Annotated in this window: 19 protein-coding genes; 9 read left to right on the top strand and 10 right to left on the bottom strand. The window is 69.0% G+C overall.

Annotated features, from left to right (window positions below; translation table 11 throughout):
• Positions 1-14 precede the first annotated feature (14 nt).
• The gene (locus tag ACTOWL_RS02800) at positions 15-1,529 is read left to right on the top strand and encodes a cyclic nucleotide-binding domain-containing protein (protein WP_441319665.1); all 1,515 of its coding nucleotides are present in this window, start codon (positions 15-17) and stop codon (positions 1,527-1,529) included.
• Positions 1,530-1,645: 116 nt separating this feature from the next.
• Positions 1,646-2,506, top strand: coding sequence for an alpha/beta fold hydrolase (locus ACTOWL_RS02795; RefSeq protein WP_441319664.1), 861 nt, complete (start codon positions 1,646-1,648; stop codon positions 2,504-2,506).
• Between the two features lie 77 nt (positions 2,507-2,583).
• Here ACTOWL_RS02795 and ACTOWL_RS02790 read toward each other — a convergent pair whose 3' ends face one another.
• Together ACTOWL_RS02790 and ACTOWL_RS02785 are read right to left on the bottom strand one after the other, a co-directional pair.
• Positions 2,584-2,727, bottom strand: coding sequence for a recombinase family protein (locus tag ACTOWL_RS02790; protein WP_441319663.1), 144 nt, complete (start codon positions 2,725-2,727; stop codon positions 2,584-2,586).
• Between the two features lie 280 nt (positions 2,728-3,007).
• Positions 3,008-3,553 (bottom strand): RidA family protein, encoded by a 546-nt coding sequence (locus ACTOWL_RS02785; RefSeq protein WP_441319662.1) that lies wholly within the window; start codon positions 3,551-3,553, stop codon positions 3,008-3,010.
• Between the two features lie 275 nt (positions 3,554-3,828).
• Here ACTOWL_RS02785 and ACTOWL_RS02780 point away from each other — a divergent pair, with 275 nt between their 5' ends.
• The 4 genes from ACTOWL_RS02780 to ACTOWL_RS02765 all read left to right on the top strand — a co-directional run bounded on the left by ACTOWL_RS02780 (position 3,829) and on the right by ACTOWL_RS02765 (position 7,951).
• Complete coding sequence (locus ACTOWL_RS02780; protein ID WP_441319661.1) at positions 3,829-4,416, top strand: TetR/AcrR family transcriptional regulator; 588 nt, start codon at positions 3,829-3,831, stop codon at positions 4,414-4,416.
• A gap of 421 nt (positions 4,417-4,837) precedes the next feature.
• On the top strand, positions 4,838-5,725 hold the full coding sequence (locus ACTOWL_RS02775; RefSeq protein ID WP_441319660.1) for a hypothetical protein: 888 nt from the start codon (positions 4,838-4,840) through the stop codon (positions 5,723-5,725).
• Positions 5,726-5,785: 60 nt separating this feature from the next.
• Entirely contained in the window at positions 5,786-6,736 is a 951-nt protein-coding gene (locus ACTOWL_RS02770) for an ABC transporter transmembrane domain-containing protein (RefSeq protein ID WP_441319659.1), read from the top strand.
• Positions 6,737-6,739: 3 nt separating this feature from the next.
• Positions 6,740-7,951 carry an NAD(P)/FAD-dependent oxidoreductase gene (locus ACTOWL_RS02765; RefSeq protein WP_441319658.1) on the top strand — a complete coding sequence of 404 codons (1,212 nt, stop codon included), beginning with the start codon at positions 6,740-6,742 and terminating at the stop codon, positions 7,949-7,951.
• Here the strand turns inward: ACTOWL_RS02765 and fdxA are convergent.
• From fdxA to ACTOWL_RS02730, 7 genes are read right to left on the bottom strand one after another with little or no spacing between them, the layout of a single operon-like run.
• Positions 7,902-8,294: a ferredoxin gene (gene fdxA / locus ACTOWL_RS02760; RefSeq protein ID WP_441319657.1), complete on the bottom strand. Its 393-nt coding sequence runs from the start codon at positions 8,292-8,294 to the stop codon at positions 7,902-7,904. The two genes, ACTOWL_RS02765 and fdxA, sit on opposite strands and share 50 nt — an antisense overlap.
• A gap of 10 nt (positions 8,295-8,304) precedes the next feature.
• Positions 8,305-9,081 (bottom strand): enoyl-CoA hydratase-related protein, encoded by a 777-nt coding sequence (locus ACTOWL_RS02755; protein ID WP_441319656.1) that lies wholly within the window; start codon positions 9,079-9,081, stop codon positions 8,305-8,307.
• Entirely contained in the window at positions 9,078-10,265 is a 1,188-nt protein-coding gene (locus tag ACTOWL_RS02750) for a CaiB/BaiF CoA transferase family protein (RefSeq protein ID WP_441319655.1), read from the bottom strand. The genes ACTOWL_RS02755 and ACTOWL_RS02750 overlap by 4 nt, the downstream gene beginning before the upstream one ends.
• A gap of 11 nt (positions 10,266-10,276) precedes the next feature.
• The gene (locus tag ACTOWL_RS02745; RefSeq protein WP_441319654.1) at positions 10,277-11,632 is read right to left on the bottom strand and encodes an FAD-dependent oxidoreductase; all 1,356 of its coding nucleotides are present in this window, start codon (positions 11,630-11,632) and stop codon (positions 10,277-10,279) included.
• 41 nt (positions 11,633-11,673) lie between these two features.
• A complete protein-coding gene (locus tag ACTOWL_RS02740) occupies positions 11,674-12,519 on the bottom strand; it encodes an ABC transporter permease (protein WP_441319653.1) in 846 nt (281 codons plus the stop codon).
• On the bottom strand, positions 12,519-13,337 hold the full coding sequence (locus tag ACTOWL_RS02735) for an ABC transporter ATP-binding protein (RefSeq protein WP_441319652.1): 819 nt from the start codon (positions 13,335-13,337) through the stop codon (positions 12,519-12,521). The genes ACTOWL_RS02740 and ACTOWL_RS02735 overlap by 1 nt, the downstream gene beginning before the upstream one ends.
• Positions 13,338-13,351: 14 nt before the next feature.
• On the bottom strand, positions 13,352-14,389 hold the full coding sequence (locus ACTOWL_RS02730; protein WP_441319651.1) for an ABC transporter substrate-binding protein: 1,038 nt from the start codon (positions 14,387-14,389) through the stop codon (positions 13,352-13,354).
• A 214-nt stretch (positions 14,390-14,603) separates the two neighbouring features.
• Between ACTOWL_RS02730 and ACTOWL_RS02725 the strand changes: the two genes are divergently transcribed.
• Positions 14,604-15,554, top strand: a complete 951-nt coding sequence (locus ACTOWL_RS02725; RefSeq protein ID WP_441319650.1) for a LysR family transcriptional regulator — start codon at positions 14,604-14,606, stop codon at positions 15,552-15,554.
• 388 nt (positions 15,555-15,942) lie between these two features.
• Here the strand turns inward: ACTOWL_RS02725 and ACTOWL_RS02720 are convergent, their stop codons facing one another.
• On the bottom strand, positions 15,943-16,860 hold the full coding sequence (locus ACTOWL_RS02720; RefSeq protein WP_441319649.1) for an MBL fold metallo-hydrolase: 918 nt from the start codon (positions 16,858-16,860) through the stop codon (positions 15,943-15,945).
• A 415-nt stretch (positions 16,861-17,275) separates the two neighbouring features.
• Here ACTOWL_RS02720 and ACTOWL_RS02715 point away from each other — a divergent pair, with 415 nt between their 5' ends.
• Both ACTOWL_RS02715 and ACTOWL_RS02710 read left to right on the top strand, forming a co-directional pair.
• Positions 17,276-18,268: a LacI family DNA-binding transcriptional regulator gene (locus ACTOWL_RS02715; protein ID WP_441319648.1), complete on the top strand. Its 993-nt coding sequence runs from the start codon at positions 17,276-17,278 to the stop codon at positions 18,266-18,268.
• 39 nt (positions 18,269-18,307) lie between these two features.
• Positions 18,308-19,630 carry an ABC transporter substrate-binding protein gene (locus ACTOWL_RS02710; RefSeq protein ID WP_441319647.1) on the top strand — a complete coding sequence of 441 codons (1,323 nt, stop codon included), beginning with the start codon at positions 18,308-18,310 and terminating at the stop codon, positions 19,628-19,630.
• Position 19,631: the final 1 nt, after the last annotated feature.

The following is a 19,631-nucleotide window of genomic DNA, read 5'->3' as shown; positions in this document are numbered from 1 at the left end:
CCCGGACCGGTCCGATGTTGAGCGTCGGCGACATCTTCGGCGTGGTCGCCGACCCGTTCGTCCAGACCGGCGTGCTGGCCGTCATCGGCGCCGTGGTGACCCGCTTCCTGCTGCGCCACCATCCGACCCGCCGGCTCGTCGGCCAGCTCGCCTTCTTCGCGGCGCTCACCGCGCTGCTCCTCTACCACGGCATCGTGCCGTACCAGCCCGGGCCGCCGACCGCATCCACCCTTCAGCGCGTCTTCGTCGGCCTGGCCAAGGTGGTCTGGTGGACCAATGCGGCCTGGTCCCTGATCAGCATCGTCCGCGTCTTCCTGATCTTCGAGCGGCAGCCGCGGGAGGGGCGGCTGCTGCAGGACCTGGTCGTCGGCATCATCTATGTCAGCGCGATCCTCTCGGTCATCGCCTATGTCTTCAACGCCCCGGTCGGAACGCTGATCGCCACCTCGGGCGTCTTCGCCATCATCCTCGGCCTGGCGATGCAGAGCACCCTGAGCGACGTGTTCTCCGGCATCGCGCTCAACCTCAGCCGGCCCTACGGCATCGGCGACTGGCTGGTGCTCGGCAACGGCATCGAGGGCCGGGTGGTGGAGACCAACTGGCGGGCGACCCACCTCCTCAGCGGCGCCAACGACCTCGTCATCCTTCCCAACAGCGACCTGGCGAAGGCGCGGCTGACCAATCTGAGCAGCCCCGAGCGGAGCCACGGCGTGACGCTGCAGGTCCGGTTTCGGCCGACCACGGTGCCGGCCGCGATGGTGGAGGTGATGCGCTCGGCGCTGCTGAGCAGCAACGCGATCCTGTTCATGCCCGAGCCGTCCGTGCTGGTGACGTCGCTGGACGCGAATGCGGTCACGCTCGAGCTGTCCTTCCGGGTGGCGGACATGGCGGCGACCGGCAAGGCGAAGAGCGAGCTCTTCGACCTGATCTACCGCCACGCCAAGGCGGTAGGCCTCGTCCTCTCCCCGTCACCGGACGCCGGCGGCACCGGGCCCGCCCCGGTGAAGGCGGAGGACGCGCCCATCCAACACCGCAGCACGCCGGTGCGCCTGCTCGACGCCATTGCGTTGTTCGACTCCCTGACCGAGGACGAGAAGGAAGCCCTCGCCGCGACCATGACCCGCCGCACCTTCCGCGGCGGCGAGACGGTGGTCGCACAGGACGCGGTGCTGACGTCGCTGATGATCGTCCGCACCGGTGTCGCCACGGTGACCCGGCAGGAGCAAGGCAGCAGGACGGAGCTGCGGCGGCTGGCGCCGGGCGACTTCTTCGGCGAAGGCGGCCTGCTGACGGGCGACGGCGAGCCTGGCACCATCCAGGCCCTGACGCTCGTCGTCGTCTACGAGATCACGCAGGAGGGCCTCGCGCCCCTGATGCGGGACCGCCCTGCGATCGCCGAGGAGCTGGGCGCCCTCCTGGCACGGCGGACCGCCACCGAGCGGTATCGCCTCGAGCAAGGTCTTGGACACGCCGCTCTTGCGTCGGCGCCCAGCCTGGTGGCGCGGATACGCCACCTGTTCGAGCTCTGAACGCCGGATCAGGTGACGGCGCGGCCGGGGTGCCGCCCCGGCTGGTTGCTCCCGTCGCCGGTCAGACTATCTCTGACATTGCGAGAGATCGGACGACCGAGGAGAGGAGGCGGGACATGCGCCCGGCGACCCGGCAACGACTTCGTCTGTCCGGCGGCACGGAGTTGTCCTTCATCACGGCAGGTGACGCGTCCAGGCCCGCCGTGCTGCTCCTGCACGGATTTCCGAACTCCGCGCGAGGCTTTCGGGAGGTCGTGCCCGAGCTGTCGCAGGCCGCCTATGTGATCGCGCCCGACCTGCCCGGCTTCGGCGAGTCCGACGTCCTGCCGGAGGTCTCGTTTCCGGCCTTCGGTCGGGCGATCACGGAGCTGCTGGACCGGCTCGCGGTCGGGCCGCGCCATGTCTACCTGCATGATTACGGCGCCCCGGTGGGCTTCCACATCGCCATGCAGGCGCCGGACCAAGTTCTGGGGCTGATCATCCAGAACGCCAACGCCCATCGATCGGGGTTCGGGCCGCAATGGGCCGGGACCTTGGCCTACTGGTCGCAGCCGAGCCCGGAAAACGAGGCGGCGGCGACCGCGCATCTGACATTCGAGGGCACACGCGACCAGTATGTCGCCGATGTCCCGCCGGACGTGGCCGCGCGGATTCCGGCCGAACGCTGGGAGGAGGACTGGCGGGTGATGTGCCTGCCGGGCCGGATGGACACACAGCGAGCGCTCGTCGCCGACTACCCCCACTATGCCGCCCGGTTCGACGCCATCGCCGAGTATCTCGCGCACTGGCAGCCGCCTTCCCTGATGCTCTGGGGACGGCACGATGCATTCTTCGATCTTGCCGAGACCCTGTCATGGATGCGGGCCCTGCCGAGGATGGAAGCCCACCTTTTCGACGCCGGCCACCTCCTGCTCGAGACGCATGCGGCCGCGGCCGCGCCGCTCATGCTCGACTTCATCAGGCGTCAACGGCGATAGCCGGCACGCGGCGGCCATTGCCGGCCTGATCGGCCCGAAGCTGTGATTCTGGCCAACGCGCAGAACAGACGTGGCACCTACCGTTCGGTGCGCCCGTTTCGCGATACTCCCGACCCGGTTTCGGAACGGACGATCTCACAGCCAGCCGCTTTCAGGTGCCCGACTTGGATGTCGAGATCCTGGTCTGTCGTGCTGACGCGGGCATATCCGATACGGGCCAAGGGTAAAATCCGTCACATTGGGGTGGCTTTGTCCCTACATCGTCACATTGCTGGCGAATCCACCCTTTTGTGACATGTCTCAAATGTCAATTCCGAGCATCACTCTGGGGTGTACCCAAACGTGACATGGCTGCAGAACTGTCGGAAAAGTCCCATTCAATGGCTAGACTTTGCGTCTGTCATTTGCGACGAGAATTACCGAGCAATTTCAGCTTGCCGCGTCCGGACCGGAAAGTCAGGAAATTTTCGACATCGGACACGCTAAGGGCGACCGGCACCACTATTCCAGAATGACGACGGCTTCCACCTCGAAGAGCATGGGGTCAATTGCAAGCTTTGGAACGGGAATCAGAGTCTGCGCCGGCAGTGCCTCGCCGAACATTTCCTTGACGTTCTTGGTCAACACCCCAAGCTTGGACATATCGTGATCGACCACGAAGACCGTGAGCTTGGCGACCTGATCCGGCCTGGCACCGAGCGCATCGAGGGCGGTGCGCAGATTCGCGTAGGCCTGCTTAACCTGGACAGCGAAGTCGGGCGACAAGGCTCCCGTGCCGTCTTGGCCGCCCTGTCCGGAGATGTAGGCAACCCGGGCTCCCGGGGGCACGATCACGGCCGTGCTGTAGCCATTCGGCGACGGGTCGTAGAGGTTTTTTGGATTGACGATGGTCAGCTTGAGATCAGTCTCATTCGCTGTCGTCGCAGTGGAAACTCCCATGGTCATGATGATTAATCCTCCGATAAGCAGGTGCTTGATTGCGCGTGGCATGATTTTCTCTTGGCTCTGAGGATTGATTTTCTTTTGGCTTCTGAGGACTGCGAGCAACGTACCCTCTCGGCCGGCAGGATTGAACTTTAACCCATCGCCTATATGATTGACTCGTACGGCGTACGATTTATCACATCGTACGCCGTACGAGTCAATCGTTCAGGATCGACATTCGTCGCATTGCCGGCCTAGATCGACGTTCTGATCTGCGAGGAAGATGGATGGCAGCCAAACGCAGCGGCGCCCGGAGCAAACGGTCTCAACGGATAACTGTGTCACTCCAGTCCGTGCAGGAGCCGTGCAGTGAACCGCCTCTCTCTCTGCAACGTATCGTGGCGACCGCGGTAGAGCTGCTGGACGCCCAGGGAGTCGACGGATTGACGATGCGTCGGCTGGCCGATCGCCTCGGCTCGGGCGCGATGAGCCTATATTGGCACGTCGACAACAAAGAGGAGGTCTTTGATCTGGCGCTCGACTCGGTGCTCGAATATCGCGGACCGCCGCAAATCGTTGAGTCTCAAGACTGGCGCGGGGAAGTGGTTCATATGCTCGAAGACTGGCGCGCCAGCATGCTGCGCCATCCGTGGTCGGCATCACTGCTGCCGCGCCGGGCGCTCGGCCCGAACATCCTCAGTCGCCTGGAACTGCTGAGCAAGACCTTGTCCAGAGCCGGTGTAGCGGACGCAGATCTGAACGTCGCGATATGGTCGCTCTGGAACTATGTGATGGGCGCCACCATCACCCGGGCGAGCTTCGACCTTTCGGACGACGACAGGGCCGCCGCGCAGCAGCGCCTTACACGTCTCAGCGAACGCTACCCGGCAATCGAACGCTCTCGTCTGCTGTTGGATAACGACTGGGACGGCGCTTTCAGGAAAGGCCTCGACTTCCTGCTCGATGGCCTCGCTCCAAGATATTGAACATTCCTTTCATCGCCCGCCGAAGGGAGAAGGCCATGAGCAGAATGCGTTGATCGGCTCACCAGAGCGCACTCCAAGTCAACCCATCAAAAAACCTCCCCGCAATGGCGGCGAGCTGTACGACTGGAGCAATCGTATCCGTCTAGCTCTTCGGCCCCGACACCAAGTTGCTCAGCCAGATACAAGATGCCATCGGCAGGAATTGGGCCAGGATCGGCGCTCACGCCGGTCCGGCCTGCTGTCGGCGTCCAGGAAAGAATTTGCGGCCGAGCGGAACGGAGGCGGCCGGCCGTCCATTCGCAGACTCAGCGATTCTGCTTCAGGAGGCCGATATGGGTCGCGGCATTCTTCTCTGGCTTCTCGGGGTCCCGATCCCGGTGATCATCCTCATCCTGCTGCTGTTCCGCTGACGGAGGACGACATGGTCGGCACCTATTCCGAGTATTCTGAAACGCGCGCCATCGTCCCGGCGGCGGAGACCGCGGCGTCCGGTGTGTCCTGGGGCGCCATCTTCGCCGGCGCGGCCGTCGCCGCCACGGTCACCCTGGCGCTGATGGTCCTGGGCACGGGCTTCGGCCTGTCCATCGTCTCGCCGTGGCCCGGCTCGGGCGCCGGCGCCACGACCTTCGCGGTCACCACCGCGATCGGACTGGTCGTCATCCAGTGGGTGGCCTCCGCCCTCGGCGGCTATGTCACCGGGCGGCTGCGGACGCGCTGGACCAGCCTGCACACCGACGAGGTCGCCTTCCGTGACACCGCCCACGGCTTTCTCGCCTGGTGCGTCTCCACCCTGCTCGTGGTCCTGATCCTGGGTGTCGTGACCTACGGCGCGGCGTCGACCGGCGTCCAGGCCACGGCGACGGTCGCGTCCGGGGCGGCGCAGGGCGCGACGGCGGCAGCCCCGGCAGCGGCGCCCGCCGACCCGACCGGCTACGCCATCGACCTGCTGTTCCGGCCCGCGCCGAACGCCCAGGCACCGGCGGCCGGCAACACCGATCCGCGGCAGGAGGTGGCGCGCATCCTGGCCAACGCTGCCGCGGCCGGCAGCCTGCCCGCGGCCGATAAGAGCTATCTGGCCCAGCTCGTGGCGCAGCGCACCGGCCTCGGCCAGGCCGACGCGGAGAAGCGGGTTGATGAGATGACGGCGCAGGTCGACGCCGCCATCGTCAAGGCGCGCGAGGCGGCGGACGCCGCCCGCAAGGCCGGGCTGTCGACCGCCTTCGCCGCCTTCCTGGCGCTGCTGATCGGCGCCTTCATCGCCGCGGTCAGCGCATCGCTCGGCGGCCATCTGCGCGACGATCGCATCTGAGGACACCAACCGCCTCGGCCCCGGCCGAGGCGGTTCCCGGACCCGGCATCGCGGACGACCATGCCTCAGGGCCTCTTCCGCTACATCTGGCGGGTCAGCGCGCGGGATCAGATCCTGCTGTCGCTGCTTGCCGTCATGGTCTTCCTGCTCGACCTCGCCCCGCTGGAGCTGCAGCGGCGGATCGTCAATGGCGCGCTGGAGAAGCATGCCCTCGAGCAGCTGGTCCTCCTGTCCCTGCTGTATGTCGGCGTCGTGCTGGCCCAGGGCGGGCTCAAGCTCCTCCTGAATGTCTACCGGGGATCGGTGACCGAGGCCGCCAACCGGCGGCTGCGGCTGCAGTTGAGCCCATCCGGCCCCGATGGCAGGACTGGCGAGCCGGACGCCCGCAAGGAAGGCATCGACATCTCGATCATCGTATCGGAGGTCGAAGCCGTGGGCGGCTTCATCGGCGCCAGCGTCTCGGAGGCGGTGCTGAACGGCGGGCTGCTGATCGCCGTGTTCGGGTACATGGTGGTGCTGCAGCCCTGGATGGCCGCCGTCGCCGCCGTGCTGTTCCTGCCGCAGTTCCTGTTCATCCCGTTCCTGCAACGGGCGATCAACCAGCGCACCGAGCAGCGGATCAAGGTTCTGCGGGGCCTCAGCGTCGAGATCGTCGACGAGGCCGCCGAGCGGCGAGGCCCGCGGCAGACCGGCCGCTATCGGCGGCAGGTCGGCGACATCTATCGCCTCAACATGCAGATCTACCGGCGGAAGTTCAGCATGAACTTCCTGATGAACCTGCTGCACCAGCTCGGGGTCATCGGCATCCTGTTCGTCGGGGGATGGTTCGTCGTCCGCGGCGAGACCGAGGTCGGGACGGTCGTCGCGTTCATTTCGGGACTGAACCGGGTCAACGACCCATGGGGCGACCTGGTCAACTACTTCCGCGACATGACCAACGCCCGGGTCAAGTATCGCCTGATCTCTGCCGCCCTCGGCGATCGCGCGATCGCCACCGACGCCACGGCATAGCCGATGCCCCGTCATCTCGATCTCCGCTCCGGCCAGCCGGTATGGGCGTCCCGCGGCATGCCGCGGATCCCCTCCTCGCCGCTCGACGGCGACCGCTCGGCGGATGTCGCCATCGTCGGCGGCGGCGTGTCCGGCGCCCTGGTCGCGGACGCGCTGCTGCAGGCGGGGCTGACGGTCATCGCCATCGACCGCCGCGAGTTCGGGCGCGGCTCCTCGGCGGCCAGCACCGCCCTCCTGGCCACCGAGATCGACCGGCCGCTGACCCGGCTTGCCGACGAGGTCGGATGGGCCCGGGCGGCGCGGGCGTATTGGCGGTCCGCCCTGGCCGTGGCCGAGCTCCGCAACCGGGTCCGCGACCTCGGCCTGCGTGCGAACCTCCAGGCGCGGCCCTCGATCTATCTTCCCGGCAACCTGCTCGGCCTCGAGGCGCTGCGGCGGGAATGCGAAGCGCGGCAGCGGATCGGCCTGCGCTGCCGCTTCATCGAGGGAGACGAGCTCGAGAGCCTGGCCGCGCTGCAGGGCCGGGGCGCCATTCTCACCGCCGGCAGTGCGGAGGCCGATCCCCTGCGGCTCGTGGGCGGCCTGTGGCGCTCCGCTCTTGCCCGTGGCGCGGCGCTGCATGCGCCGGCGGAGGCCAGGGAGGTCAGGCAGACCCGCCGGGGCGTCACCATCACCATGGCCGACGGGATCCGCATCAGGGCCGGCCACGCGGTGTTCGCCACCGGCTACGAGCTGCTGCCCTTCGTTCCCGATGACGGCAGCGAGATCCACTCCACCTGGGCGATCGCCACGGCGCCGCAGGCGGCCCCGCCTTGGCCGAGCAGAGCCCTGGTCTGGGAGGCCAGCGAGCCCTATTTCTACGCCCGGACCACGCCGGACGGCCGGGTGATCGCCGGCGGTGGGGACGGCCCTTTCGCCGATGACGACCAGCGCGATGCCGAGATTCCGAAGAAGAGCCGGGCCATCGCGCGGCGGATCGGCGCGATGTGGCCGGCGCTCGATCCGGCACCCGAGTATCGCTGGGCCGGCAGCTTCGGCCAGAGCCGCACGGGCCTGCCGACGATCGGCCGGATCCCGGGGCTGGATCGATGCCATGCCGTGCTCGGCTATGGCGGGAACGGCTTCACCTTCAGCGCCATCGCCGCACAGATCATCTCGCGCGCGATCATCGGCCTGCCGGATCCGGACGAGGCGCTGTTCGCGTTCCGCCGCTAGCCGGCGCTTCCTGTTCTGCGCCGCGGCGACGGGCTGCGACCGCCGGATGATCCAGGGTGCTGACATGCTTCGCATCGGCGCCGCCGGGGGCGCCCCAGCCGGTCACGGCGGGGCCGAAGAACTCGGCGTTGGCGGCGCGGAACCCCTCCTCCACCGCCGGCAGCTCGTCATCGGCGAAGATCGCCTGCACCGGGCAGACCGACAGGCAGATGCCGCAGTCGATGCATTCCTCGGGGTGGATGTACATCATCCGCCCGCCCTCATAGATGCTGTCGACCGGGCAGACCTTCTGGCAGGCGCCGTCCTTCACGTCGATGCAGGCCGAGGCGATGATGTGGGTCATGACGCGCCCCTCAGCGCCCGTGCCAGCGCGGCGGGCGCTTTTCCTGGAAGGCGCGCATGCCCTCCTCCTGGTCCGCCGATCGCAGCGCCTCGACCAGCGCCGGCAGGCGCAGTGCCTGGGCCTGGGCGGCGGTCAGGCCGGCACCGGCCCGCACCATCTGCTTGATCGCCCGCACCGACAGCGGCGCGCAGGCCAGGATCTCGGCGACCCAGCGGTCGACCGCCGCATCCAGCCCCACCGGCGCCGCCACCTCGTTGACCAGGCCCAGCCGCAGCGCCTCCTCGGCGCCGATGCGGCGGCCGGTCAGCAGCAGGCCCATGGCCTGGACATGGCTCAGCCGCCGCGGCAGCAGGGCGATGCCGCCGTCCAGCGCCAGCCGGCCGACGCGCGGCTCCGGCAGGCCGAAGCTGGCGCCGGACGAGGCCACGACGATGTCGCAGCCCAGCACCATCTCCATGCCGCCGCCGAGGGCATGGCCGTTGACCCGGGCGATCACCGGGATGTCCAGCGTCTCGCGCAGGGCGATGCCGCCGAAGCCGCCCGGCCGCGGCGCGGCCCAGTACTCCAGCCCACTGACGCCCGACCCGTCCTTCATGTCGGCGCCGGTGCAGAAGGCGCGGTCGCCGGCACCGGTCAGCACCACGGCGCGGATGGTGCGATCCTGCTCGATCGCCTCCCAGATGCGGATCAGCTCCTGCTCGGTCGCCCGGTCGACCGCGTTCATCCGGTCGGGCCGGTCGAGGGTGACGCGGGCGATCTCGCCCTCGACCGTGAAGCGCGCCGTCATGACAGCACCCCCGCCTCGCGCAGCGCCCGGATCCGCGACGCCGGGAAGCCGGCTTCGGCCAGCACGGCGTCGCCGTCGGCGCCCAGCGCCGGCGGGGCGTGGCGGATGCGGAAGGCCGACGGGTCCATGGTCAGCGGCGAGCCGATCAGCGCCAGCGGGTCGCCCGGCTCATGCGACACCACACTGCCATTGGCCTTGGTCTGCTCATGCACCAGCGCGTCGGACAGCGTCAGCACCGGGGCGCAGAGCAGATCCTGCTCGTCCAGCTTGGCCAGCCAGTGCTCCGTCGTATTGGTCGCGAAGCGCTCGCGGAACAGCGCCTGCAGCTCGGCCTTGTGCTGCACCTGGCCGGCGAAGTCGGCGGTGCGCGGATCGGCCGACAGGTCGGGCAGGCCCAGCGCGGCGCAGATGTCGCGCAGCGGGTTGGCCTTGAAGGCGCCGACCAGGACGACGGCGCCGTCGATGGTGGGAAACGCGCCGGTCAGCGGATAGGCGCCCCAGCTGAAGTCGCGGCCGCGCTGCAGCCACATCGCCGCTTCCTGCATCTGCATGGCGAGCATGGATTCGAACAGCGACACCGAGACCTGCTGGCCGCGGCCGGTCTTCTCCCGCTGCAGCAGGGCCAGCAGGATCGCCTGCACCAGATGCATGCCGGCGGAGTAGTCGCACAGCGACGTGGCGTAGATGGTCAGCGGCTCGTCGTCGTTGCATTTGCGCATCATCACGCCGGACAGGGCCTGGGCCAGGATGTCCTGGCCGCCCTTGTAGGCCAGCGGCCCGGCCTGGCCGAAGCCGGAGCCGAAGGCGCAGATGATGCGCGGGTTGATCTCCGCCAGCCGGGCATAGCCGAAGCCCATCCGCTCCATCACCCCGGCGCGGAAGTTGTTGACCACGATGTCGGCGCCGCGCACCAGCTCGTAGACCACCTGCTTGCCGGCATCGTTGCGCAGGTCCAGCGCGATCGACCGCTTGTTGCGGTTCAGGCTGCGGAACACCGGGTTGTTCGGCCCGTCCGGGTCGTCCGGGATCGAGCTGCGCGACAGGTCGCCGGCGCCCGGCCGCTCGATCTTGATCACGTCGGCGCCGTAATCGGCCAGCACCTGGGTGGCGCTGGGGCCGAGCATGACCTGGGAGAAGTCGATCACCCGGATGCCGGACAGCGGCTGGATCCCGTCGCTTTGCATGCTGCGTCCCTCTATTCCGCGGCTTCCGCCACCTGCGCATTGGCCGCCGGCCGGTCGCCCGGATCGGCCCCCTGGGCCCGCAGCGTAGCCTGCAGCCGGGCCACGTCCACCCGGTCGACGCCGACGCCGGCCTGCACCGCCAGCGCCGCCGCCACGCCCGCGGCCTCGCCCATCGCCATGCAGGGCGGGATCTCGCGCGAGATGCGCTGCGCGGCCGAGGTGGCGGAGTAGTGCCGGCCGGCCACCAGCAGCTGCGACACGTCGCGGGGCAGCAGCGACCGGTAGGGCGTGTAGTAGTCGCGGCCGCGGGCGATGCTGTCGGCGAAGTGACGGCGCTGGGTCACGTCCTCCTTCGACACGACATGGACACCGTCCAGGAGGCGGCTCTGGCGCACGCCGACCTGCGGCGCCACATCGACCACGAAGGCGTTCTCGAAGCCCGGCATCTTCTCCCGGGCATAGGCGACCAGCGCGGCGATCCGGTCGCGGCCCTGGAAGTCGGCGCGGGTCAGGTCGTCGACCTTCAGCCCGTCGAAGCCGGCCATGTGCGGGCAGTTGCACCAGACCACGCCGGCCAGCGGCGTCTTCAGCCACCACTTGTCCCAGGACCCGCCCATGATCCGCTTGGCCTCGCGGTCCAGCGCGGCGAAAGCCTCCGGCTCCTCATATTCGAAGCGCTCGGCCGCCACGGTGTCGACGCCGCCGAGGCGGAACACGGTGGTGACGATGAAGGCGCCATGGATGAAGGGCGCGCCGGCCGAGGCGGCGACGTCGAGGTCGCCGGTGGCGTCGATCACCACCGACCCCATGATCGCTTGGCGGCCTTCCTTGCTGTCGCAGATCACGCCGGTGATGCGGTCCTCCTCGACGATGGCGCGCGAGAACCAGCTGTGCAGGCGCAGCTTGACCCCGGCCTCGCGCACCAGGTCGTTGGCGACGCGCTTGTAGCCGTCCGGGTCGAAGGCGGCGGCATAGCAGATCGGCTGCGGCTTGATGTGGGAGTGGAAGTCGAACACGCCCCAGCGCGACCATTTCCGCCACATCGCCGGGTCCGAGCGGCGGTCGGCCTCCGGCGGGGCGACGCACAGGCCGATCCGCTCCATCCGGTCGATCATCTCGCCGCACAGGCCACGGACGCTGATCTCGGCGCCGTTGCTCATGTCGTCGAGCACCAGCACCATGCCGCCCGAGGCCAGGCCGCCGAGATAGGCGTAGCGTTCCAGCAGGATCACCGACAGGCCGTTGCGGGCGCCGGCCACGGCGGCGGAGATGCCGGCCGGCCCGCCGCCGACGACGACGAGATCGGCGCGCGCCGCGACCGGGATCCGGCCTTCGGGTTCGACAATGGTGTCAGAGAACGTGGCCATGCTCGCGGGCTCCGGAATGAGGTCGGGCGTTGGGGCGCGCGTCAGGCCGCGCGGACGTTCCATTTCAGGAAGCGGTGCTCGGCCCAGCTGATCACGCCGAAGAAGGTGGCCGAGAACACCGAGCCGACAACGATGGTGGCGTAGAGCAGCGGGGAGTCGAAATTGTAGGTCGCCTGGATGATCAGCGCGCCGATGCCCTTGGTGGAGCCGATCCATTCGCCGACGATGGCGCCGATCACCGCGGTCGAGGCCGCGATCTTCAGGGCCGAGAACAGATAGGGCAGCGCGTTCTTCAGGCGCAGCTTGACGAACACCTCGCGCGGCGAGGCCGACAGGATGCGCATCAGTTCCAGCTGCTGCGGGCTGACGTCGCGCAGGCCGCGGGTCATGTTGACCAGGGTCGGGAAGAAGCAGATCAGCGCGGCGATGGCGATCTTCGGCTCCATGCCGTTGCCCAGCAGCAGCACCAGGATCGGCGCCTTGGCCACCACCGGGATGGTGTTGACCATCACCGCCACCGGGAAGAACGCCTCCTCCAGCGTCCGCTTCCAGACGAAGGCGATGGCGATCAGGATCGCCGCGGCGTTGCCGAGCAGGAAGCCCAGCACCGCCTCGATCGCGGTCGGCAGCAGGTTCGACAGCAGCATGCCGGATTTGGCGACCAGCACCTTGGCCACCGCGCTGGGCGCCGGGGCGATGAAGGGCTTGATGCCGAGCAGCGGCACCGCGATCTCCCACAGCACCAGGATCACGGCCACGGCCAGGACCGGCAGCAGGCGCCGGCGCCAGGCCAGGAAGCGCTGTGTCCCGGCGAAGGCGGCCTGGGCCTCGGCGTCCTCGGCGAAGGCGCCGCTCATCGGCAGGGTGTCGGTGGCGGGCGCGACCATCAGCAGGCCTCCAGCACGCGCCGCAGCCGGGCGGCGAGGTCGACGAATTCGCGGGTCTCGCGCACCGGGATGCGGCGCGGCGACGGCAGGTCGACCGGCACCAGCTCGCGCACCCGGCCGGGCCGGGCGGCCAGCAGCAGCACCTCCTGTCCCAGGAAGGCGGCCTCGTAGATCGAATGGGTGACGAACAGGATGGTCGTGCCCGTCTCCTCCCACACCCGCAGCAGCTCCTCGTTCAGCCGGTCGCGGGTGATCTCGTCGAGCGCGCCGAAGGGCTCGTCCATCAGCAGCAGCTTCGGGTCGTTGGCCAGCGCCCGGGCGATCGAGACGCGCTGGCGCATGCCGCCCGACAGCTCGTGCGGGAAGGCGTTCTCCCAGCCGCCCAGCCCGACCAGCTCCAAGAGCTCGCGCGGGCTGCGCTTGCCCGGGCGGGCGCGGCCGACCTCGAGCGGCAGCTCGACATTCTGCAGCGCCGTGCGCCAGGGCAAGAGGGCCGGGTCCTGGAACACGAAGCCGATGTCGCGCCGCTCGCGCGCCGCCGAGGCGCTGCCGCCGAGCACGCGGACGGCGCCGCTGGTCGGCGGGATCAGGTCGGCCACCACCCGCAGCAGGGTGGACTTGCCGCAGCCGGACGGGCCCAGCAGGGTGACGAAGCCGCCGGGCCGGACCGCCAGGTCGATGCCCTCCAGCGCGGTCACGGTGCCGCGTTCGGTGGTGAAGCGGACCGTCACCCGGTCCAGGCGGATGGCGGGCTCCGCGGCCGGGGCGGCGGCGGGCGGCTCGACGCGGACCGCGCGGTCCAGGGCGATGGCGGGCATGGACGCGCCTCCCCTCAGCCGATCTTCGGGCGGTTGCCGCGGGTGGCGTCGAGCACCGCCGTGCTCATCACCGCGTCGATCGAAGGCGTGCCGGCGGAGAACTGGTCGAGCCCGGCATAGAGGTCGATCTGCTCCTGCCACACCGCGGGGTCGAAGCAGCCCCAGCCATCCTGCCGGGTCTTCTCGGTGAAGACGTAGTCGAGCAGGGTCTTGCAGGCCGCCAGCTCGTCCTCGCGCACCGCGTCGGGGTATTCCTGCAGGAACAGGTCGACCGCCTGCTCCGGATTCTCCCGCGCATATTGCCAGCCGCGGCCGGCGGCGCGCAGGAAGCCGGCCAGCAGGTCGCCCTGGCCCTCGATGGTCTCGGCGGTGGCGTAATAGGGCATGGCGTAGAGCCGCACGCCCTGGTCCCACAGCCGCATGGTGATCATGTCGGGCCCCAGCACCTTGAGCGCGGTGCGGTTGGTCTCCCACCCGGTGATGCAGTCGACCTGGCCGGTCAGCAGCGGCGACATGTCGGCGCCGATGACCACGACCTCGACGTCGCTTTCGGCGATGCCGTGCTTGCGCAGCAGGGCCGACAGCAGGATCCGGCCGGTGGCCTGCACCCCGACCTTTTTGCCGACCATGTCCTGCGGCGACCGGATCGGCGCCGCCGGCAGCGAGAAGTAGCTGTAGGGGTGCTGCTGCGCCCCGACGGCGAAGCATTTCACCGGGATGCCCTGCGACGCCGCCTGCAGCAGCGAGGGGCTGGAGGAGACCTGGCCGATCTCGAACCGGCCGGAGGCGACGATGGCGACGCCGTCGATGCTGGGCCCGCCCGGCTGGATCGCGAAGTCGATCTTCTCCTCGTCGAAATAGCCGAGGCGCTTGGCCACGATTTCGCCCAGCTGGTTGTCGTTGGCCAGCCAGCCGAGCTGCATGTTGATGGGTCGGGTGCCGGTCGCGGCCCGGGCCAGGCCGGGGATCACCGTCGGGCAGGCCAGCCCGCCGGCCAGCGCCATGCCGGTCTTGAGCACGTGCCGCCGGCTGGCGGAGAGCGTCAACGCCATGAAGCCATCTCCTGTTTCGGGGTCGCGTTGGACCCGGAGCTTCCCTGCCGAAGCGGCTCTTGCGGTGTCGCTCGTCGTGGCTTCCTGGGGCGACGCGTCCGCGCTCGGATCAACGACTTTAGGGGTGCCACGGCGGGCGCCGGAAGAATATAATTTCGCGCGAGGTGATGCCTTTTCGGCATCACCCGGGACAGATGTCCGGGGGTGGATCGCCATGCATGCGGTGGTGCTGCGCTATCTCGACCATGTCGCGCGGCTGGGCTCGATCCGGCGGGCGGCGGAGGCGCTGAACGTCGCCTCCTCCGCCGTCAACCGGCAGATCCTGAAGCTGGAGGCGGAGATCGGCACGGCGCTGTTCGAGCGGCGCGGCAACGGCGTGCGCCTGACCCCGGCCGGCGAGCACCTGCTGCGCCACGCCCGGCACACGCTGGCGGAGTGGCAGCGCACCTGCACCGACATCGCCGCCCTGTCCGGCGACCTGCATGGCGAGGTGCGGGTGGTGGCGATCCCGTCGCTGCTGGTGCGGGTGGTGCCGCGGGCGATCGAGGCGGTGGCGGTGCAGCACCCGCACATCTCCTTCCGCGTCATCGACGCCGACCCGGCCGAGCATGTCGAGGAGATGCGGGCCGGCCGGCCCGACCTGGCGCTGCTGTTCATCGACCGGCGCCAGCGCAGCTATGAGCTGACCGCCCGGCTGCGCACGGCGCTGGGCGCGATCATGCGGCCGGACCATCCGCTGGCCTCGGCCGAAGGCGTCACCCTGACGCAATGCGCCGACTATCCGGTGGTGATGCTGAACGACCCCTGGCTGCTCGACGCGGTGTCGGAGAGCGAGTTCATCCACAGCGGTGCCCAGTTCAGCGCCCGCATCCTGTCGAACTCGCTGACCGTGATGAAGGCGGCGATGCGCTCCGGCCTCGGCATCGGCTTCTTCACCCCGACCGGCTTCGTCGACGAGCTGCGGCGCGGCGAGCTGGTCTGCGTGCCGCTGACGGAGCCGGGGCTGGCCGGCAGCGAGATCGGGCTGTTCGTCCACCGCGACCGCGCCACTGCGCCGCACATCCAGGTGCTGGCGGCGGAATTGGACCGGCAGCTGCACAGCCTGGCGGAGGACATTGCCGGCATGGGCCGATCAGTGGATGAGAGTCATCCCGGACGACCTTGAACTCCACACTGGTCGGGTTCGGAGACCCTGCCTCGCCTGGGCGATGGGCCGGAGCGCGCCAAGACCAGCCGTCGCGCCGACGTCCCAAAAACCGGGCAATGGTCGATCAGAGGGTTGCGGCCGAAAAGCAAAGCGGCGTGGGGACCCCTGCAGACCGCCCATGACGGGCCGCTTGAAAATGCCGGATCGATCCCGACCAAAGCCCCTGCACCGGCGTGCTGCCGGAGCACAAGCCGGTGCGGCGCGGGCGCGAGAAGATCGAGCTGCTCGCGGGCGAGGAGCCGAAGCCTAAGCCGGCGAAGATACCGGCGGTGTCGTAACGAGGCAGCGATCGACCAGTTGTTCAAACGCATGCGGTCGTCTGGTTCGGCCCCAGCCCGACAAGCGGTCAGTAATCCCAGAAGGTCGGTACCCACCGAAAGGCGTCGCCGGTGACCGCCACCCGGCCGATGGACGGGAACGGCAGATGCGTGGCCACCAGCAACTCGCCGGTCGCCGCCAGCTCCCGCAACAGACGGACCCGGACGCGGGCCGCCTCCTCGGGGTCATGTTCGAAGCCGTTGTACCACCCGGGGTGCTCGAACCCGACCGTGAACACGAGGTCCCCGGCGAAGGTCAGCCCTTCGCCGCCGGACGCCACGCGGACCACGCTGTGCCCGGGGGTGTGGCCGCCGGTGCGCTGGACGACCACCCCCGGCGCCACCTCGTGCTCCTGATCGAACGGCCGCAGATGGCTGCGGTACTCTTGCATGAACCGCTTGGCGGCCGACCGAAGCGCGTCCGGGAACCCCGGCGGCATGGAGACGTGGGAGAAATCGGGCTTCGCCCAGAATTCGAGCTCGGCGGCCGCCACGTGGATCCGCAGGTCCGGACGCAGCCGGTCCTTCACCCCGTCGACGAGCAGCCCGCCAACGTGGTCCATGTGCATGTGGGTCAGCACCACATCGGTCACGGAGGCGAGATCGATGCCGGCGGCCTCCAGCCGCTTGATCAACTGCCCGGCCCGCGGCAAGTGCAGGTCCGGGTCGGACCCCAGCCCGGCGTCGACGAGGATGGTCTGGTCGCCGCTGCGCACCACGACCACGTTCAGCGCCCAATCGAGAGCGTCCGGCGGCAGGAACATGTCCTTCAGCCAGGCCGCCCGGACGGCCGGCTCGACGTTGTGGGCCAACATCGCGGTCGGCAGTGGCAGCACCCCATCGCTGACCACCAGCACGTCAATCTCGCCGATCCGCAGCGCGTAGCGCGACGGAACCAACTCGTCGGGCCCCGATCCACCGGGGTGTGAGATGCTGTCCGGGCTCATGTCTGTCTCCTGCTGATCGCCTTACACACGGCATCGACGACGCTACGTCGAGGCGTGTTTGCGGTCGATTGGGTCGAGGGAGAGGGCGAGCTATCCCGCGGGATAGGTTCTGCCATTCAGGTTGCGCGGCGTCGAATGGCCGACGAACTCGTCATGACCCGACTCGCCGACCGGCAGCCGCTTCGCGCCACGCCCGCAGCGGCCTCTTGAGGCGTTTGGTGGCTAAGCAGGCACCAGTGACCGCTTTCCGCCCTTCCCGGCATGCCGGGGCCGGCTGAAGGGCGCCAACAGCGGGAATGTCTGCAGCGTCCCGAAGGCGGATACGGATCGACGATTGACGCCTTGCGCGGCTTTCTGATACGTATCACTGATACGTATCAGAAAGCCTTCCATGGATGCTCCGAGATCCAGGCGCGTGACCCAGCGCGACGTCGCCCGACAGGCCGGCGTGTCCCAGGCCACCGTCTCGATGGTGCTGAGCGGGGCGTCGTCGCCGTCGATCCCGACCGAGACCTGGGAGCGGGTGCAGAAGGCGGTGCGCGAGCTCGGCTACGTGCCCAACCGCTGGGCCCAGGCGCTGAAGACCAATCGGACCATGACCATCGCCTGCGTCGTCCCGGACATCGCCAACCCGTTCTACCCGTCGCTGCTGCGCGGGCTGCAGGCGGTCGCCGACGACGCCGGCTACGATGTCATCACCATCAACACCGACGGCGCGGCCGATCGCGAGCAGCGCTTCATCCAATGGTGCCTCGAGGGGCGGGTCGACGGTGTGGTCGGCGTGTTCTTCACGCTGCGGGCGACCGAGTTCAAGCCGCTGACCGATGCCGAGATCGGCGTGGTCCGCATCGAATCCAGGCCGAAATCGGGCGGCTGGCTGCCGGTCGACAACCTCTATGTCGACAACGCCGCCGCGGCGGCCGAGGTCACCCGCTACCTGCTGGGGCGCGGCTATCGCCGCATCGCCATGGTCGCCGGCATCGGCGGCCCGCAGGACGGCCGCCGCCACGGCTATGAATCCGCGCTGGCCGCGGCCGGCGGCACCCCGATCATCGTGGCCGACCAGGAGTTCACCGAGGAGGGCGGCTACCGCGCCGCCCGCAGCCTGCTGGGGATGTCGGAGCGGCCGGACGCCATCTTCGCCGCCAACGACCTGATGGCGATCGGCACCATGACGGCCGCGCGGGAAGCAGGATTGTCCATCCCCGGCGATCTCGCCGTGGCCGGCTTCGACGACATCTTCGCCGCGCGCCATGTCACGCCGGCGCTGACCACCGTCTCGCAATTCCAGTACGAGCTCGGCACCGCCGCGGCCGAGGTGCTGCTCGACCGGCTGCGACAGGGCACCGGGACGCCGGGCATCAGCCGGTCGATGCCGTTCCGCCTGATCGAGCGCGCATCCACGTGAGGTAGAGCCAACCAGGCCAAGAATTCCAGGGAGGAGCACATGTCGAATCTGAAATGTCTCGCCATGGCGACCGGTTTTCTCGCCGCCGCGCTGACTGCCGCGCCGGCGCCGGCCCAGGACCGCAAGCCGATCTCCTGGTGGTACGAGACCGCCACCCCGCAGAACCGTGACCAACTGCAGGCGCTGCTGGTCGACCCGTTCAACGCCGCCCATCCGGACCAGGAGCTCTCGATCGACTTCCGGGGGGCGGAGCTGGACAAGCAGCTGCGCGTGGCGCTGCTGTCCGGCGCCGCGCCGGACATCGTCTTCACCGCCGGCCCCAGCTATGTCGCCGCGATGGCCCAGGCCGGGCAGCTGCTGCCGCTCGACGACTATGCCGCCAAGCTGGGCTGGAACGACCGCCTGCTGCCGGTCTTCCTCGATCTCGGCCGGTACAACGGCAAGCTGTACGCCCTGCCGAAGACCTATGAGACGCTGGGCCTGTTCTACAACAAGACCCTGTTCGACGAGAATGGCTGGCAGCCGCCGAAGACGATCGCCGAGCTGGAGACCCTGGCCGAGGCGATGAAGGCGAAGGGGATCGTGCCGTTCGCGGTCGGCAATGCCGACTGGCGCCCGGCGAATGAGTGGTACGTCTCGATCGCGTTCAACTCGATCGCCGGCCCGGACAATCTCTACAAGGCGCTGACCGGCCAGATCCCGTGGACCGCCGAGCCCTTCGTCCGGTCGATCGACACGCTCAACAAGTGGTGGCAGGCGGGGTATTTCGGGCCGAACTACTTCTCGCTGACCGGCGAGCAGGCCTTCGCCCAGGTCGCGACCGGCCAGGCCGGGATGGCGCCGACCGGCACCTGGAACTTCTCCTACGTGCCCACATACTTCCCTGCCAACAACCCCGAGCCCGCCTTCGCCGGCTTCCCGAGCGCCGACGGCGTGCCCTCCCCGATCTACGCGCTGGGCATCGGCTCGACCTTCTCGATCGCCGCCACCGCGCAGAACCCGGATGGCGCGGCCGCCGTCATCGACCGGGTGTTCAGCGATGACTTCTACAGCCAGATCAACGCAGTCTGGCAGGGCGAATGGAACACGCCGCTGAAGGACCTGTCCAAGGTCAAGATGGCCGACACCGTGTCGCCGCTCTACACCGACACGATGAAGACGCTGTCGGCCGCGGTCGCCGACGGCCGGTACGGTTACACCACCTGGACATTCCTGCCGCCGGCCACCGACACCTATGTGGTGAGCGGCGTCGAGGAGGTGTGGCTGGGCCGGATCACCACCGCCCAGTTCCTGGAGAAGCTGGACCAGACCTTCCAGCAGGAGAAGGCGCAGGGCAAGGTCCCGGCCGTCCCGGCCCGCTGAG

Origin of the sequence: Inquilinus sp. CA228, from assembly GCF_052078665.1 — a bacterium.
In the GTDB taxonomy this organism is placed as follows: Bacteria; Pseudomonadota; Alphaproteobacteria; order DSM-16000; family Inquilinaceae; genus Inquilinus.
This window is presented reverse-complemented; position numbering and strand designations above follow the sequence as displayed.

Coding starts and splice junctions, on each gene's coding strand:
- ACTOWL_RS02800 (WP_441319665.1), top strand. CDS start 15: ATGTTGAGCGTCGGCGACATCTTCGGCGTGGTCGCCGACCCGTTCGTC.
- ACTOWL_RS02795 (WP_441319664.1), top strand. CDS start 1,646: ATGCGCCCGGCGACCCGGCAACGACTTCGTCTGTCCGGCGGCACGGAG.
- ACTOWL_RS02775 (WP_441319660.1), top strand. CDS start 4,838: ATGGTCGGCACCTATTCCGAGTATTCTGAAACGCGCGCCATCGTCCCG.
- ACTOWL_RS02770 (WP_441319659.1), top strand. CDS start 5,786: ATGCCTCAGGGCCTCTTCCGCTACATCTGGCGGGTCAGCGCGCGGGAT.
- ACTOWL_RS02765 (WP_441319658.1), top strand. CDS start 6,740: ATGCCCCGTCATCTCGATCTCCGCTCCGGCCAGCCGGTATGGGCGTCC.
- fdxA (WP_441319657.1), bottom strand. CDS start 8,294: ATGACCCACATCATCGCCTCGGCCTGCATCGACGTGAAGGACGGCGCC.
- ACTOWL_RS02755 (WP_441319656.1), bottom strand. CDS start 9,081: ATGACGGCGCGCTTCACGGTCGAGGGCGAGATCGCCCGCGTCACCCTC.
- ACTOWL_RS02750 (WP_441319655.1), bottom strand. CDS start 10,265: ATGCAAAGCGACGGGATCCAGCCGCTGTCCGGCATCCGGGTGATCGAC.
- ACTOWL_RS02745 (WP_441319654.1), bottom strand. CDS start 11,632: ATGGCCACGTTCTCTGACACCATTGTCGAACCCGAAGGCCGGATCCCG.
- ACTOWL_RS02740 (WP_441319653.1), bottom strand. CDS start 12,519: ATGGTCGCGCCCGCCACCGACACCCTGCCGATGAGCGGCGCCTTCGCC.
- ACTOWL_RS02735 (WP_441319652.1), bottom strand. CDS start 13,337: ATGCCCGCCATCGCCCTGGACCGCGCGGTCCGCGTCGAGCCGCCCGCC.
- ACTOWL_RS02730 (WP_441319651.1), bottom strand. CDS start 14,389: ATGGCGTTGACGCTCTCCGCCAGCCGGCGGCACGTGCTCAAGACCGGC.
- ACTOWL_RS02725 (WP_441319650.1), top strand. CDS start 14,604: ATGCATGCGGTGGTGCTGCGCTATCTCGACCATGTCGCGCGGCTGGGC.
- ACTOWL_RS02720 (WP_441319649.1), bottom strand. CDS start 16,860: ATGAGCCCGGACAGCATCTCACACCCCGGTGGATCGGGGCCCGACGAG.
- ACTOWL_RS02710 (WP_441319647.1), top strand. CDS start 18,308: ATGTCGAATCTGAAATGTCTCGCCATGGCGACCGGTTTTCTCGCCGCC.